Here is a 15649-nt window from a genome sequence, read left to right on the forward strand (position 1 = left end):
AGATTTCTACGAGGAGTGCACATGTCCGAGGTCAAGCTCGCCGCCGACGTCCGTTCCGAGTTCGGCAAGGGTGCCGCGCGCGCCATCCGCCGTGAGAACAAGGTTCCCGGTGTCATCTACGGTCACGGCACCGAGCCGGTCCACGTGACCCTGCCGGGCCACGAGCTGCTGCTCGCGCTCCGTACCCCGAACGTCCTGCTGTCCCTGGACATCGACGGCAAGAACGAGCTGGCGATCCCGAAGGCCGTCCAGCGTGACGCCATCAAGGGCTACCTGGTCCACGTCGACCTGCTGCTCGTCAAGAAGGGCGAGAAGGTCACGGTCGAGGTCGCGGTCGAGACCGAGGGCGACCTGGCCCCGGGCAGCTTCCTCGTCGAGAACGTGCTGAACACGCTGTCGGTCGAGACCGAGGCCACGCACATCCCGACCTCCGTCACCGTGTCGATCGCGGGCCTCGAGGCCGGCGACGCCATCCACGCGAAGGACGTCAAGCTGCCGGCCGGCACCACCCTGGTGACCGACCCCGAGGCCGCCGTCATCCAGATCCTGGCCGCGCAGGCCGAGGAGCCCGCCGCTGAGGGTGCCGAGGCCGAGGGCGCCGAGGCCTGAGCCGTACGCTCTGCTTGACGGGGTGGCGGGCCACTGCGGCCCGCCACCCCGTTTTTTGTTGCCCTACGTGAGGAGACGCGGTCCCGATGACGACCGATGCCACTGCCCCCTGGCTCATCGTGGGTCTCGGCAACCCCGGGCCCGAGTACGCGATGAACCGCCACAACGTGGGTTTCATGGTGGCCGACCTGCTCGCGGAGCGGATCGGTGGCAAGTTCAAGCGGGCGGGCAAGGCGCAGGCGCAGGTTCTGGAGGGGCGGATCGGTGCGCCGGGTCCGCAGAACCGCCGGGTGATCCTGGCGAAGCCGATGTCGTTCATGAACGTGTCGGGGGGCCCGGTGACGGGTCTGCGTGACTTCTACAAGGTGCCGGTCGGCAACATCGTGGCGATCCATGACGAGCTGGACATCGACTACGGGACGATGCGGCTGAAGCTGGGCGGCGGCGACAACGGGCACAACGGTCTGAAGTCGATCACCAAGTCGCTGGGTCCCGACTACCACCGGGTGCGGTTCGGGATCGGGCGTCCGCCGGGGCGGATGCAGGTCGCGGACTTCGTGCTCAAGGATTTCTCGTCCACGGAGCGCAAGGAGCTCGACTACCTGGTGGACCGGGCGGCGGACTCGGTGGAGTGCCTGGTCACGGAGGGCCTGGAACGGGCGCAGAGCGCGTACAACTCCTGAATGACCCCCGCCCCCTGCCAGCTCTTCTGTTGACTCTTCGCGGGGTCATGGCCAAAGATCGCCGCCATGCTTTCGTTCACCCGGCAGGCCGGCACGGTATTGCTCGTCGCGCTGATCCTCGTCGCGGGCGTCTGGGCGTCCTGGGGGTCGGCGCAGCACGTGATGCTCACCAAGGGCCGTGAGCGCGGCACGATGACGGTGACCCGGTGCGCCGACAGCACGTGCACGGGCTCCTACGCTCCCCTGTCGCCGGGTTCGCGGCCCCGCGCCCGTGTCGTCATCGACCGGTCGATCGCGGAGAAGAAGGGCACCCGCGTCCCGGTGGTGGTGAAGCCCGGCACGCGCGAGGTGGTGCGCGCGGGCGCACCGGGCTTCTTCCACGCATGGGTCCCCCTGGGCGGCGCACTCCTGCTGACGGCGGTGGTGATCGCGGGAGGCCTGCAGCGCAAGCGGCTCGCGTGGGTCTCGGCAGGCGCCGGCGGGCTGCTCCTGACGGCAGCATTCGTCACGGTCACGTTCTGAAGGACCGTTCCCCTGCCGGGGTTTCTCTGATGGACTGCCCATGCGCACCCTCTTTTCCGCGGGCGCGATAGCCGTGACGGCTTCCGCCGCGCTGCTGCTCGCCCCTTCCGCGTACGCCACCGGCGCCCACGGCGACAACGGCACCGTGAAGATCCACGACGCCACGACCGGGGACGAACTCCGCAAGAACGAGCCCCACGTCTGCACCTTCTACCTCGACGCCTTCGGCTTCGACAGCGACCAGCAGGTCGACTGGCACATCGAGGCCTGGGCACCGACCGCCCACGTCAAGGGCGAGTCCGTCAAGTCCGGTTCGCTGACACTGGGTTCGGACGGGCACGGCCGCACCGACGACCTGTCGCTGCCGGACGGGCACTACAAGCTGTTCTGGAACTTCGACGGCGAGCACGGCTCCGCCAAGCACAAGGTGTTCTGGACGGACTGCTCGGACTCCGGCAACGAGCAGCCGGGCGGCAAGCCGTCAGCGTCTCCGGCCGAGGGTGCGACGGCGCAGCCCAGCGCGTCCGCATCGGGCTCCCCGTCGCCGGGCGCGGTCGAGCCCACCTCGACCGCCCCGTCCTCGAAGACGTCCTCGCAGCCGTCGTCGAACCCGTCCTCGAAGCCGTCGTCGCAGACCGGCGGCGATCTGGCGGAGACCGGCAGCAGCGCGCCCGTCGGCCTGCTGGCCACGGTCGCCGCGGTGCTGGTGGCAGCCGGCGGCGCGCTGATCATGTGGCGTCGCAAGGCAGCGGGCCGACAGAGCTGACCGGCCCCACAGCACCGGGCATCCGGAGCGATGAATGAATGACTGACTGAATGACTGAGGGGCGTCTCCCGGCCGGGAGATGCCCCTCAGTCATCGTCGTACGGGCCGGTCAGCCCGTGTTACGGAGCCCCGCCGCCACCCCGTTCACCGTCAGCAGCAGCGCACGCCCGAGCAGCGGATCCGGTTCCTCCCCCGCCGCGGCAGCGTCACGCTGTCGCTTGAGCAGAGCCACCTGAAGGTACGAGATCGGGTCCAGATACGCGTCCCGGATCGCGAACGTCTGCTGCAGCACCGGCTGCGTGTCAAGGAGTTCCTGCCCCCCGGTGACGCGGAGCACCTCCCGCACCGTCAGTTCATGCTCCGCCTCGATCGCGGCGAACACGTGCTTCAGCTCGTCCGGGACGAGCGTGTCGACGTAGTGGCGGGCGATCCTCAGGTCCGTCTTCGCGAGCGTCATCTCGACGTTCGAGAGGAAGTTCCGGAAGAAGTGCCACTGCTCGCTCATCTCGTCGAGCACGGTGTCGAGACCGGCCTCGCGCAGCGCCTTCAGACCCGAGCCGACGCCGAACCAGCCGGGCACGATCTGCCGGGACTGGGTCCAGCCGAACACCCACGGGATGGCGCGCAGGCCGTCGAGGGAGACGCCCGAGCCGGGGCGGCGGGAGGGCCGCGAGCCGAGGTGCAGGTCGGCGAGCTGGTCCACCGGCGTCGACGCGAGGAAGTACGTCGGCAGGTCCGGGTCCTCGACCAGCTTGCGGTACGCGGCGTGCGCGGCGTCCGAGACGACGTCCATCGCGGCGTCCCAGCGGGCGAGCGCCTCGTCGGACTGGCGCGGAGCCGTGTGCAGGGCGGAGGCCTGGAGCGTCGCGGCGACCGTGAGCTCCAGGTTCTCCCTGGCCAGGGACGGCACGAGGTACTTGTCGGAGATGACCTCACCCTGCTCGGTCACCTTGATCTCGCCCTCCAGGGTGCCCCAGGGCTGCGCGAGGATCGCGTCGTGCGAGGGGCCGCCGCCGCGGCCGACGGTGCCGCCGCGGCCGTGGAAGAGGCGCAGCCGGACGCCGTAACGGTGAGCGACGTCCCTGAGCCGCCGCTGCGCCCGGTGGATCTCCCACTGGCTCGTGGTGATGCCGCCGAACTTGGAGGAGTCGGAGTAGCCGAGCATGACCTCCTGGACGTCGCCCCGGAGCGCGACGAGCCTGCGGTACGACGGGTCGGCGAGCATCTCGTCGAGGATGACGTCGGCGGCGCGCAGCTCGTCGGTGGTCTCCAGGAGCGGCACGATGCCGATCTTGGCCCAGCCGCCGTGCAGGTCGAGGAGTCCGGCCTCGCGGGCGAGGACGGCCGCGGCGAACACGTCGTCGGCGCCCTGGCACATCGAGATGATGTACGACTCGATGACCTCGGGTCCGAAGACGTCCAGGGCGCGCTTGACCGTGTGGAAGACGCCGAGGGTCTTCTCGCCGGCGGCGTCGAGGGGGGCGGGCGAGGGCGCGAGGGGCCTGCGGGACCTGAGTTCCTTGGCGAGGAGCTTCTGGCGGTACTCGCGGGGCATGTCGGCGTAGCGCCAGGACTCCTCGCCGAGCCGGTCGAAGAGCTGGCCGAGGGCGTGGTGGTGGGCGTCGGCGTGCTCGCGGACGTCCATGGTGGCGAGCTGGAGGCCGAACGCGGCGAGGGTGCGGATGGTGCGGTTCATCCGGCCGTCGGCGAACAGGGCGCCGCGGTGCTCGCGCAGGGACGTCTGCATGAGGGTGAGGTCCCGGAGGAGTTCGCCGGTGCCGAGGTAGTCGCGGCCCGTCTCGTGCGGGATGCCCTTGGCGAGGCGTTCCTTGGTGTTCTCCAGCTTCTGCCGGATGCAGGTGGCCTTGAGCCGGTAGGGCTCCTCGGCGTTGAGGCGCTTGTAGCGGGGGCTGATCTCCGGCAGCCGGTCCAGGTCGTTCTGGAGGGAGGTGAGCAGCTCGTCGGTGGCGCCGGTGTAGCGGATCGAGTTCGACAGGAAGCCGCGCAGCTCGTCGATGAGGTCCAGGGCGTCGTTGATGCCGTGCTCGTGCTGGAGGATCAGGACGTCCCAGGTGACCTGGGGCGTGACGTTCGGGTTGCCGTCGCGGTCGCCGCCGATCCAGGTGCCGAAGGTAAGGGGGCGGGTCGCGTCGGGCAGGGTGACGCCGACGCGCGCCAGCTCCGCCGTCAGGTCCTCGAGGACGTCGCCCACGGCACCGGCGTGCAGCTCGTCGAGGTAGTAGATGGCGTTACGGGCCTCGTCCGTCGGCTCGGGGCGTGCGACGCGCAGCTCGTCGGTCTGCCACACCAGGTCGATGTTCTCGGCGAGGCGGGTGTCGTAGCGGCGGCGGTCGGCCTCGATGACGGGGGTTTCGAGGAGCTCGGCGACGCGGCGCAGCTTGTTGAGGACGGAGCGGCGGGCGGCCTCCGTCGGGTGGGCGGTGAAGACCGGCCGCACGTTCAGGTGCTGGACGGTCTCGCGCAGGTGGTCGGCGTCGGCGTCCTTGAGGCGGTCGGCCGTGCGGGCGAGGAGGCCGCCCTCGGCGGCGCGGCGGGCGCGCAGCTCGCGGCCGCGGTGGACCTGCTCGGTCACGTTCGCCAGGTGGAAGTACGTCGAGAAGGCGCGGACCAGCTTGGCCGCGGTCTCCAGTTCCGTGTCGCCCAGCAGGCGGGCGGCGGCCTCGCCGTCCTCGCGGGTGAGGCGGCGGACCTTCTCGACCAGTTCGAGGAGCTCGGGGCCTTCCTGGCGTACGAGTGTCTCGCCGAGGAGATCGCCGAGCCGGCGGATGTCGGCGCGCAGCTCGGCGCTGGCGGTGGCCTCACGGCTCTGGTCGTCGGCACTGCTCACAGGTGCGGCTCCTTGCAGTGGTGAAGCACGTCTGGGAGGGAATCCCCGGATCCGGGCAAGAGTCCCGGTGGAGTTCCGGGTGGAGATACAGAATCCGGGTGGAGATACAGAAGCGGACCGCGCTGTCCGACCGTCTCCAAGGATAGGTGTCCGCCCGGAGGGGCCGTTTTGCGGGCCTCTTGCCGCCCGCCTCCGCGCTGCCATACTTACGACGCCGTAAGTTACGGACCCGTAGCAACACCTTTCAGCACGACATCCCCGTTCTCGACCCTCGACCCCACAGGGGACGCCCCATGACCACAAGCTCCGATCTGATCGACGACGCCCCGCAGGCGTCGCCGGCCGACCCGACCGGCGCTCCGCCGCCGTCCGCCACGCTCGGCGGTGAGCAGAAGCGTTCGGTGGAGCAGCTCGCGCTGCTGCTCTTCATCACCGTCCCGTTCCTCGCGCTGGTCGCGGCGGTGCCGCTGGCCTGGGGCTGGGGTGTGAGCTGGCTCGACCTCGGCCTGCTCGTCTTCTTCTACTACCTGGGCTGCCACGGCATCACGATCGGTTTCCACCGGTACTTCACGCACGGTTCCTTCAAGGCGAAGCGGCCGCTGCGTATCGCGCTTGCCGTCATGGGTTCGATGGCGGTCGAGGGGCCGCTCGTGCGCTGGGTGGCCGATCACCGCAAGCACCACAAGTTCTCCGACGCGGAGGGTGACCCGCACTCGCCGTGGCGGTTCGGCGAGACGCTGCCGGCGCTGATGAAGGGCCTGTGGTGGGCACACATCGCCTGGATGTTCGACGAGGAGCAGACACCGCAGGAGAAGTACGCGCCCGATCTGGTGAAGGATCCGGCCATAAGGGCGATCTCGCGGCAGTTCATCTTCTGGACGATCCTGTCGCTGGCGCTGCCGCCGCTGATCGGCGGTCTGGTGACGATGTCGTGGTGGGGCGCGTTCACGGCGTTCTTCTGGGGCTCCCTGGTGCGGGTGGCGCTTCTGCACCACGTCACGTGGTCGATCAACTCGATCTGTCACGCGGTCGGAAAGCGCCCGTTCAAGTCTCGGGACCGCTCGGGCAACGTGTGGTGGCTGGCCGTCCTGTCGTGCGGTGAGTCGTGGCACAACCTGCACCACGCGGACCCGACGTCGGCGCGGCACGGTGTGATGCGCGGCCAGGTGGACTCCTCGGCGCGGCTGATCCGCTGGTTCGAGCAGCTGGGCTGGGCGAGCGACGTGCGCTGGCCGTCGAAGGAGCGGATCGACTCCCGCCGCAAGCCGCAAGCCGCTGACGCGGCATGATGAAGCGCGTGGCCACCGAACCGAGCACTGCGAGCCCAGCCGGCAACGACAAACCGCGGCGTGCGCGCCGCACCCGGATGACCGGTGCGGAGCGCCGTCAGCAGCTCCTGGAGATCGGCCGCACCCTCTTCGCGGAGAAGGGCTTCGAGGCCACATCGGTGGAGGAGATCGCGGCGAAGGCCGGGGTCTCCAAGCCGGTGGTGTACGAGCACTTCGGCGGCAAGGAGGGCCTGTACGCGGTCGTCGTGGACCGGGAGATGCGCCAGCTCCTCGACATGGTGACCAGTTCCCTGACGGCCGGGCATCCGCGCGAGCTGTGCGAGCAGGCGGCCTTCGCGCTCCTCGACTACATCGAGGAGTACACGGACGGCTTCCGGATCCTGGTCCGGGACTCCCCGATCCCGCAGTCGACGGGTTCGTTCGCGTCTCTGATCTCGGACATCGCGACGCAGGTGGAGGACATCCTGGGCCGCGAGTTCAAGAACCGCGGCTTCGACCCGAAGCTGGCGCCGCTGTACGCGCAGGCGCTGGTCGGCATGGTCGCCCTGACGGGCCAGTGGTGGCTGGACGCCCGTAAGCCGGAGAAGGCCGAGGTGGCGGCGCACCTGGTGAACCTGGCGTGGCACGGCCTGGACGGCATGGAGGCGAACCCGCACCTGATCGGGCGCCGCAAGAGCTGATCTTTCGGGTGCGGCTTCGGTGGGGGCCGGTCGCGCAGGACCCTGCGCCCCTGAAATCGGGGAAATGCCGCGCGCAGCGCACGCATTTCAGGGGCGCGGGGCTGTGTCATCAGCGGCTCCGCCGCGGGGCGCGACCGGCCCCCACCGAAGCCGCAGACGCCCCCGCTCATCAACCGGGCAGACGCGACTGCGTCACCGCCACCACGAAGACGCGCCGGAACGGCAGAACCGTGCCGTATCCCGTCGCCGGATACGCCTCGCGCAGCAGGCCCGCGTACTCCGTCAGGAACTCGTCCCGCCCGGCCTGGTCACCGGCGAGAGCCGTGAGCACGGGGCGCAGCGCGGTCCCCTTGACCCAGTCGAGGACCGGGTCCTCACCGGAAAGCACGTGCAAGTACGTCGTCTCCCAGGCGTCGACCCGGCAGCCGAGCCCTGCGAGGCGCTCCAGGTAGACGGCGGGCGTGTGCACCGGGTCCCCGTGGCGCAGGACCCCGCCGAGCCGGTCGCGCCACCGCGCGGACTCGGCCAGTTCCCGCATCAGGACATGGCTGGGGGCGTCGAAGTTGCCGGGGACCTGGAAGGCGAACGTGCCGCCGGGGGTGAGTGCGGCCAGCCAGTCGGGGAAGCGGTCGGTGTGGCCGGGGACCCACTGGAGCAGGGCGTTGGAGACGATCAGGTCGAAGGGCTCGGCGGGGGTCCAGGTGGCCGCGTCGGCGGGGGCGAAGTCGAGCCGGTCGGTGGCGTGGGCGGCGGCCTTCTCCAGCATCTGCGGAGAGTTGTCGTAGCCGGTGATCCTGGCTTTGGGCCAGCGCTCGGCGAGCAGGGCGGTGACGTTGCCCGCGCCGCAGCCGAGGTCGGCGATCCTGGCCGGGTCGCCCTGGACGCGGGCGAGGAGGTCGGCGAAGGGGCGTGTGCGGTGATCCGCGTGGCGGAGATACTGCTGGGGGTCCCACGTGGGTGAGGCGGGGGAGGCAGGTGGGGTGTGTGCGTCGGGGGCGCTCATGGCGGCCAGGATCCTCCCGAGCTTATCTCGATGTCAAGATAGTTGAATTCAAGAGACTTCACATCGAGGGACCCACTAGACTGATCTCCATGGAGGACGAGGTCGACCGACTGGTCGCTGCGTGGCGCCGAGAGCGCCCTGACCTCGACGTGGAGCCCCTGGAGGTGCTCAGTCGAGTCAGCAGGCTGGCGCGTCATCTGGACCGGGCCCGGCGCCTGGCGTTCGCCGAGCACCAGCTGGAGCCGTGGGAGTTCGACGTACTGACGTCCCTGCGGCGGGCCGGCGCCCCCTATCAGCTCTCCCCCGGACAGCTCCTCACGCAGACGCTCGTCACCTCCGGCACGATGACCAACCGTATCGACCGGCTCGCCAAGAAGGGCCTCGTCGAGCGGCTGCCCGATCCGAGCGACCGGCGGGGCGTCCTGGTCCGGCTGACCATCGAGGGACAGGACCGCGCCGACCTGGCCCTGGCGGGCCTCCTCGAACAGGAGCGGGCCATCCTCGCCGAGCTGTCCCGCACCCAGCGCGGTGAACTGGCCGGGCTGCTGCGGCAGTTGACCGCGCCGTTCGACAACATCCCCTGACAGCCGACCCCTCTCCAGCTGTTCTACGACGCCGCTTCGAGGTCCGCGGGACCCACCCCGGCCCGGCGCGCGAGTGCCACCGCCGCGAGGGTGGAGTGCACGCCGAGCTTGCCCAGCACGTTCTGCATGTGCGTACGGACTGTGTGCGGGGACAGGAAGAGGCGTTCGGCGACCGCCTTGCGGCCGAGGCCCGCCACCATGCAGCGCAGCACCTCCCGCTCGCGCGGCGTCAGGGACTCCACCAGGCGCTCGGACTCGGTGCGGTGCTTGCGGGCCGCGGTCAGCTCCCGCAGGACGGCCGTGAGCAGCGCGGGCGGCAGATGCGTCTCGTCGCGCAGCACGCCCCGGATGACGGTGAGGAGGCGTGACAGCGAGCAGTCCTTGGCCACCCAGCCGGAGGCGCCCGCCTGGAGCGCGAGGGCCGCGCGGCGCGGGTCGTCCTTCTCCGCGAGCACCACGGTCCGTACGGCGGGCCGGCCCGAGCGCACGCCCGCGACCAGGGAGATCCCGTCGACCATGCCGTCCTGGCCGGGCCCCTCGTCGGGCACGACCGCCGCCGGGCGCGGGCCGTGCAGGGCCGTTCCCAGGTCGGCGTCGACGAGGAGCACGTCGAACGTCCGCCCCTCCGCCGCCGCGCGGTCCATACAGCGCAGTGCGGCGGGGCCGCTGCCGGCCGCGGACACGTCCACGTCGGGCTCGGCGGCGAGCGCCGCGGCGAGCGACTCGGCGAAGATGCGGTGGTCGTCGACGACCAGGACTCGGATGCGAACCACGTGTATAACCCCCTTCCCCGCGCTCCTCGCGGAGCAGGGGACTCCCCGGCGCCGGAGGACGGCCGGCGCGGGTACGGCGCCCGAAGAGGCAGGTCATCGCGGTCGCGCGGCCGCCGCCGCGTGGATACCGCCACCCCCGCTCCGGGCGTCGTACCCGGCTGTCTCGCCCCCTGATCAGCACCGGCCCCCACCGGTGCTGCCCTCAGAGTAGGGCCGCGGGCCAGGAGCGGAAGGCAATTTGCAGAACTGATTGGCCTGCGCGTTTATGGTGAGGCGTATGTTTCGAATTGAGACAGGAGTCGACAAACAGCGGCGCGATCTTCTCCATTTCCGGCTGCGCGAGACGAACGCCGCGGCGTCGGCGGAGCTCAGGGCACTGCGCGGCACGCCCGAGGAGCGCGAAGTTCCGCTCCAGGTCTGGGCGTTGGACGAGGACGGCGAGATCGCGGGCGGCCTGGACGGGCACACGTGGGCGACCTGGCTCCACGTGAACCTGCTCTGGGTCGACGACCGCCACCGCGCGAAGGGCCTGGGCTCCCGTCTGCTCACGGAGGCGGAACGCATCGCCCACGAGGACCGCGCCTGCCGGGGCGCCCGAGTGGAAACATGGGACTTCCAGGCCCCCGGCTTCTACCGGCAGCACGGCTACGACCTCGTATGCGTGATCCCCGACTACCCGCCGGGAATCAAGGAGTTCACCCTCACGAAGCGGCTGGGCTGAGCACACCGCACCGCACGAAGCGGCTGGGCTGACGTCAGGTCAGGCGATGCGCGCCCGGGGACGGGACCGCCGGGAAGACGCGGGGTGGTGTGAAGCCCGCCGTCGCGAACGCCTCCGTGACCGACTTCGTCACCGCTTCCGCGTCCGCCTCCTCCACCAGGACGACCGCCGATCCGCCGAAGCCGCCGCCCGTCATCCGGGCCCCGAGCGCGCCCGCCGCGTTCGCGCTCTCCACGGCCAGATCCAGCTCCGCGCAGGAGATCCGCAGGTCGTCGCGGAGCGAGACGTGACCCTCGGTCAGGACCGGGCCGATCGCCCGTACGTCACCGGCGTCGAGGAGTTCGATGACCCGCTCGACCCGGTGGTCGTCGGAGACGACGTGCCGGACGTAGCGGACGACCTTCTCGTCCGTGAGATCCGCCAACTTCGCGAGCGCGTCCGGCAGTTCGGCGTACGGCACGTCCCGCAGGTGGGACACGCCGAGGGCGGCCGCGCCCGCCTCGCAGCCCGCGCGGCGCTCCGCGTACGCGCCGTCGCCGAGCTCGTGCTTGACGCGGGTGTCGACGACGAGCAGCCGGAGACCCTGCGCGGCCAGGTCGAAGGGGACCTGACGGACGGACAGATCGCGGCAGTCGAGGTGCAGGACGTGGCCCTCGGTGGCGCACGCCGACGCCATCTGGTCCATGATCCCGCAGGGCACCCGCACGAAGTCGTTCTCCGCGCGCTGCGCGATCCGCGCCAACTCCGGCCCGGACAGGCCGAGTTCGAAGAGGTCGTTGAGGGCGAGCGCCGTGACGACCTCCAGGGCGGCCGACGAGGAGAGGCCGGCGCCGGTCGGCACGGTCGAGGAGAGGTGGACGTCGGCGCCGGTGATCACGTGCCCGGCCTCGCGCAGCGCCCACACCACGCCCGCCAGGTACGCCGCCCAGCCGCCCTGCCCGAACTCGGACAGGGGGGTCAGGCCGTCGGCCCGCAGTTCGGCGATCGGCGCGTCGATGTCCGCGGAGTGCAGCCGCAGGACGCCGTCGGTGCGGCGCGCGACGGCGGCCACCGCGGTGTGCGGCAGCGCGAGCGGCATCACGAAGCCCTCGTTGAAGTCGGTGTACTCGCCGATGAGGTTCACGCGTCCGGGCGCGGCCCAGACCCCCTCGGGCTCGTATCCGTACAGATCGCTGAACTGCGAGGCGACGGTCATGACTTACCCCTCCTGGCGGGCCTGGGCGAAGGCCCAGGCGTCGGCGACGATTCCCGCGAGGTCCGCGCGGGACGGGTTCCAGCCGAGGCGCTCGCGCGCGGCGCCGGCGGAGGCGACCAGGACGGCCGGGTCACCGGCGCGGCGCGGCGCGGCGACCTCGGGGATCGGGTGGCCCGTCACCTGGCGGACGGTCTCGATGACCTCGCGCACGGAGAAGCCGTTGCCGTTGCCGAGGTTGCAGATGAGGTGCTCCCCATGGGTGGCGGCCTCGACAGCCAGCAGATGGGCCTCGGCGAGGTCGGCGACGTGGATGTAGTCGCGGACGCAGGTGCCGTCGGGGGTCGGGTAGTCGTCGCCGTAGACGGAGATGGCCTCGCGCCTGCCCTGGGCGACCTGGAGGACGAGCGGGATGAGGTGCGACTCGGGGTCGTGGCGCTCGCCGCAGTCGCCGTACGCGCCGGCGACGTTGAAGTAGCGCAGCGACACGGCGGCCAGGCCGTGCGCGGCCGCCTCGCCGCTGATCATGTGGTCGACGGCGAGCTTCGAGGCGCCGTACGGGGAGGTGGGGGCGGTGGGGTCGGACTCGGTGATGGGGGTGTTCACCGGCTCGCCGTACGTCGCCGCGGTCGAGGAGAAGACCAGCTTGCGGACGCCCGCGGCGCGCATCGCGGCGAGGAGCGCCATCGTGCCGCCGACGTTGTTCTCCCAGTACTTCTCGGGCTTCACGACGGACTCGCCGACCTGGGAGAAGGCCGCGAAGTGCAGCACCGCGTGGTACGGAGCGCCCGCTGTGTCCAGCCACTTCGCGGCGTCGCGGATGTCGCCCTCGACGAACGTCACACCGGCGGGCACGCCCTCGCGGAACCCGGTCGAGAGGTTGTCCAGGACAGTGACGTCGTGGCCTGCCTCGACGAGGTGGCGTGCGACCACGCTGCCGACATATCCCGCACCACCGGTGACCAGGTACTTCCCGCTCATGAACTCGCAACCTCTCGCAGTCGTTCGGCCGCCGTCTCCGGTGGCACATCGTTGATGAACACATTCATGCCGGATTCGGAACCTGCGAGAAACTTCAGCTTGCCGGAAGTGCGGCGGATGGTGAAAAGCTCGAGGTGGAGCGCGAAGTCGTCGCGCTGGACACCCGCGAACTCGTCCAGCGTGCCGAACGGCGCCTGGTGCCAGGCGGCGATGTACGGCGTCGGCGGCTCCCCGCTTCCGAAGATCCGGTCGAACCGCCTCAACAGTTCCAGATAAACCTGAGGGAACTCTGTGCGGGCCGCGTCGTCGAGCGCGAGCAGGTCCGGCACGCGGCGCCTCGGGTAGAGGTGCACCTCGTAGGGCCAGTGCGCCGCGTACGGCACGAAGGCCACCCAGTGGTCGCCCTCGATGACGACGCGTTCACCGGCGCGCTCCTCGGCGAGGACGTCGTCGAAGAGGTTGCGGCCCCCGGTCTGCTCCTTGTGTTCGGCGAGGGAGCGCAGCATGAGGGCGGTGCGGGGGGTGGTGAAGGGGTAGGCGTAGATCTGGCCGTGCGGGTGGCCGAGGGTGACGCCGATCTCGGCGCCGCGGTTCTCGAAGCAGAAGACCTGCTCGACGGAGGGCAGGTTCGACAGCTCGGCGGTGCGGTCCGTCCAGGCCTCCAGGACGAGGCCGGCCTGTTCCTCGGTGAGGCCGGCGAAGGACGCGTCGTGGTCGGAGGTGAAGCAGACGACCTCGCAACGCCCTGCGTCCCCGGCGAGCGAGGGGAAGCGGTTCTCGAAGACGGCGACGTCGTACGAGGAGTCGGGGATCTCGCTGAGCCGGTCACCCTCGGACGGGCACAGGGGGCATTCGTCGGCCGGGGGGTGGTAGGTGCGGGCCTGCCGGTGGGAGGCGACGGCCACACAGTCGCCGAGGAGCGGGTCGCGGCGGATCTCGGAGGAGCTGGTCACGGGGTCGAGGGGACGCCGGTCCACCGCGTCGCGCACGACGTCGTCACGCGAGTCGTAGTAGATGAGCTCGCGACCGTCGGCGAGCCGGGTCGACGTCTTCTTCACGTCCGATGCTCCTCATCCACTGAAATCCACTTGAACGAACAACCCAACAGAATCAAACATAACAAAGCATGGGTCAACGAGATGGTCAAGGCCGCGGCACGCATCCGTCGGTGTGTGGCGGGGCGTAACGGGGGGTGCGGCGTGTCACTCGCATCACAATCAAACAAAGAACCTCAGCAGAAGTGTTCATTTATTGAACATAGACGCGTAGGTTCCGGTCTGATCAGTTCAGTTCGCGCAACGAAGCGAGTTCTCCATGCTGTCCCCCACACAAACCCTGGCCGCGGGGCTCCGGCTGCCCACCAACGGCCTCGACTACGCGATCCTGGCGATCTACTTCGCCGTCGTCCTCGGCATCGGATTCGCCGCCCGGCGCTCGGTCAGGACCAGCCTCGACTTCTTCCTCTCCGGCCGCTCCCTGCCCGCCTGGGTCACCGGTCTCGCGTTCGTCGCCGCCAACCTCGGCGCCACCGAGATCCTCGGCATGGCCGCGACCGGCGCGCAGTACGGCGTCGCGGTCGTCCACTGGTACTGGATCGGCGCCATCCCGGCGATGGTCTTCCTGGGCCTCGTGATGATGCCCTTCTACTACCGCTCCAAGGTGCGCTCGGTCCCCGAGTTCCTGCTCCAGCGGTTCGACAAGAGCGCCCACCTGCTGAGTTCCATACTCTTCGCCTTCGCGGCGATCCTGATCGCGGGCGTCAACCTGTACGCCCTGTCGATCGTCGTGGAGGCGCTGCTCGGCTGGCCGCAGTGGGTGGCGATCGTCGTCGCCGGCCTGTTCGTGCTCGCGTACATCACCATCGGCGGACTCTCTTCGGCGATCTACAACGAGGTCCTCCAGTTCTTCGTGATCCTCGCCGCGCTCATCCCGATCTGCGTCATCGGCCTCAAGCGGGTCGGCGGCTGGGGCGGCATGACCGACTCCCTGGAGAGCGCGCACGGCCACAACTTCCTCTCGGCATGGGGCGGTACGGGCATCGGCGAGGCCAACCCGCTCGGCGCGAACTGGCTGACGATCATCCTCGGCCTCGGCTTCGTGCTCTCCTTCGGCTACTGGACGACGAACTTCGCCGAGGTGCAGCGCGCGCTGTCCGCGAAGAACCTGTCCGCCGCCCAGCGCACCCCGCTCATCGCCGCGTTCCCGAAGATGTTCATCGTCTTCCTGGTGATGATCCCGGGCCTGATCGCCGCCGTCCTCGTCCCGAAGATCGGCACCGCGGGCTCGGGCCTCACGTACAACGACGCGATCCCTTACCTGATGCAGGAGCTGCTGCCCAACGGCGTGCTCGGCATCGCGGTGACCGGTCTGCTCGCCGCGTTCATGGCGGGCATGGCGGCGAACGTGTCGTCCTTCAACACCGTGTTCACGTACGACATCTGGGCCAAGTACGTGAAGACCGACAAGCCCGACGCGTACTACCTGAAGTTCGGCCGGCTCATCACGGCCGTCGGTGTCCTCGCGTCGATCGGCACGGCGTTCATCGCCTCGTCGTTCTCGAACATCATGGGCTACCTCCAGACGCTGTTCTCCTTCTTCAACGTCCCGATGTTCGTCGTCTTCATCATCGGCATGTTCTGGAAGCGCGCCTCGATGAAGTCCGGTGTGTGGGGTCTGCTCGCGGGCACCACGGCCGCGATGGTCAACTACTTCGTGATCTACAAGCAGGGCGTCATCGACATCCCCACCGACCAGGGCGCCAACTTCGTCTCCGCGATCGTCGGCTTCGTCGCCGGCGCCGTCGTCATGGTCGTCGTCACCCTCTTCACCGCGCCCAAGCCGGAGGCCGAGCTCGCGGGCCTCGTGTACGGGACGACCGCGCCGGGCCTGGAGGAGCCGCCCGCCGAGGGCGACGACGCCTGGTACCGCAAGCCGGCGCTGCTCGGCTGGGGCGCGATCGCGCTGGCCGCGCTGTGCTACGTCCCCTACTCCCTCTGAT

Annotated in this window: 15 protein-coding genes; 9 read left to right on the forward strand and 6 right to left on the reverse strand. The window is 70.1% G+C overall.

What is annotated here, in order from left to right; translation table 11 throughout:
- The first annotated feature begins 21 nt into the window (after positions 1-21).
- The 4 genes from EOT10_RS31875 (at position 22) to EOT10_RS31890 (ending at position 2580) form a co-directional block, all read left to right on the forward strand.
- Complete coding sequence (locus EOT10_RS31875; protein ID WP_127831852.1) at positions 22-609, forward strand: 50S ribosomal protein L25/general stress protein Ctc; 588 nt, start codon at positions 22-24, stop codon at positions 607-609.
- Between the two features lie 86 nt (positions 610-695).
- Complete coding sequence (gene pth, locus EOT10_RS31880; protein ID WP_127831853.1) at positions 696-1292, forward strand: aminoacyl-tRNA hydrolase; 597 nt, start codon at positions 696-698, stop codon at positions 1290-1292.
- A 66-nt stretch (positions 1293-1358) separates the two neighbouring features.
- Positions 1359-1814 (forward strand): hypothetical protein, encoded by a 456-nt coding sequence (locus tag EOT10_RS31885; protein ID WP_127831854.1) that lies wholly within the window; start codon positions 1359-1361, stop codon positions 1812-1814.
- A 40-nt stretch (positions 1815-1854) separates the two neighbouring features.
- Positions 1855-2580 (forward strand): single stranded DNA-binding domain-containing protein, encoded by a 726-nt coding sequence (locus EOT10_RS31890; protein WP_127831855.1) that lies wholly within the window; start codon positions 1855-1857, stop codon positions 2578-2580.
- Positions 2581-2689: 109 nt separating this feature from the next.
- Here the strand turns inward: EOT10_RS31890 and ppc are convergent, their stop codons facing one another.
- Complete coding sequence (gene ppc / locus EOT10_RS31895) at positions 2690-5428, reverse strand: phosphoenolpyruvate carboxylase (protein WP_127831856.1); 2739 nt, start codon at positions 5426-5428, stop codon at positions 2690-2692.
- A 293-nt stretch (positions 5429-5721) separates the two neighbouring features.
- Here ppc and EOT10_RS31900 point away from each other — a divergent pair, with 293 nt between their 5' ends.
- Both EOT10_RS31900 and EOT10_RS31905 read left to right on the forward strand, forming a co-directional pair.
- A complete protein-coding gene (locus EOT10_RS31900) occupies positions 5722-6717 on the forward strand; it encodes an acyl-CoA desaturase (protein WP_127831857.1) in 996 nt (331 codons plus the stop codon).
- Complete coding sequence (locus EOT10_RS31905) at positions 6717-7397, forward strand: TetR/AcrR family transcriptional regulator (RefSeq protein ID WP_189492334.1); 681 nt, start codon at positions 6717-6719, stop codon at positions 7395-7397. The genes EOT10_RS31900 and EOT10_RS31905 overlap by 1 nt, the downstream gene beginning before the upstream one ends.
- A gap of 169 nt (positions 7398-7566) precedes the next feature.
- On the opposite strand, the gene EOT10_RS31910 is transcribed toward EOT10_RS31905, so the two are convergent.
- The gene (locus EOT10_RS31910; protein ID WP_127831859.1) at positions 7567-8400 is read right to left on the reverse strand and encodes a trans-aconitate 2-methyltransferase; all 834 of its coding nucleotides are present in this window, start codon (positions 8398-8400) and stop codon (positions 7567-7569) included.
- Positions 8401-8489: 89 nt separating this feature from the next.
- On the opposite strand from EOT10_RS31910, the gene EOT10_RS31915 reads away from it, so the two are divergent.
- The gene (locus EOT10_RS31915) at positions 8490-8984 is read left to right on the forward strand and encodes a MarR family winged helix-turn-helix transcriptional regulator (RefSeq protein WP_127831860.1); all 495 of its coding nucleotides are present in this window, start codon (positions 8490-8492) and stop codon (positions 8982-8984) included.
- A 23-nt stretch (positions 8985-9007) separates the two neighbouring features.
- Here EOT10_RS31915 and EOT10_RS31920 read toward each other — a convergent pair whose 3' ends face one another.
- Entirely contained in the window at positions 9008-9757 is a 750-nt protein-coding gene (locus EOT10_RS31920; protein ID WP_127831861.1) for a response regulator transcription factor, read from the reverse strand.
- Positions 9758-10022: 265 nt separating this feature from the next.
- On the opposite strand from EOT10_RS31920, the gene EOT10_RS31925 reads away from it, so the two are divergent.
- Positions 10023-10478, forward strand: coding sequence for a GNAT family N-acetyltransferase (locus tag EOT10_RS31925; protein ID WP_127831862.1), 456 nt, complete (start codon positions 10023-10025; stop codon positions 10476-10478).
- A gap of 34 nt (positions 10479-10512) precedes the next feature.
- Here EOT10_RS31925 and galK read toward each other — a convergent pair whose 3' ends face one another.
- From galK to galT, 3 genes are read right to left on the reverse strand one after another with little or no spacing between them, the layout of a single operon-like run.
- Positions 10513-11673: a galactokinase gene (gene galK / locus EOT10_RS31930; RefSeq protein WP_127831863.1), complete on the reverse strand. Its 1161-nt coding sequence runs from the start codon at positions 11671-11673 to the stop codon at positions 10513-10515.
- Between the two features lie 3 nt (positions 11674-11676).
- Positions 11677-12651, reverse strand: coding sequence for a UDP-glucose 4-epimerase GalE (galE, locus tag EOT10_RS31935; RefSeq protein WP_127831864.1), 975 nt, complete (start codon positions 12649-12651; stop codon positions 11677-11679).
- Complete coding sequence (gene galT / locus EOT10_RS31940; protein WP_127831865.1) at positions 12648-13709, reverse strand: galactose-1-phosphate uridylyltransferase; 1062 nt, start codon at positions 13707-13709, stop codon at positions 12648-12650. Before galT ends, galE begins: the two co-directional genes overlap by 4 nt.
- 256 nt (positions 13710-13965) lie before the next feature.
- On the opposite strand from galT, the gene EOT10_RS31945 reads away from it, so the two are divergent.
- On the forward strand, positions 13966-15648 hold the full coding sequence (locus EOT10_RS31945) for a sodium:solute symporter family protein (RefSeq protein ID WP_127831866.1): 1683 nt from the start codon (positions 13966-13968) through the stop codon (positions 15646-15648).
- Position 15649 lies beyond the last annotated feature (1 nt).

It is taken from the genome of Streptomyces antnestii (assembly GCF_004005495.1).
GTDB classification, from domain to species: domain Bacteria; phylum Actinomycetota; class Actinomycetes; order Streptomycetales; family Streptomycetaceae; genus Streptomyces; species Streptomyces antnestii.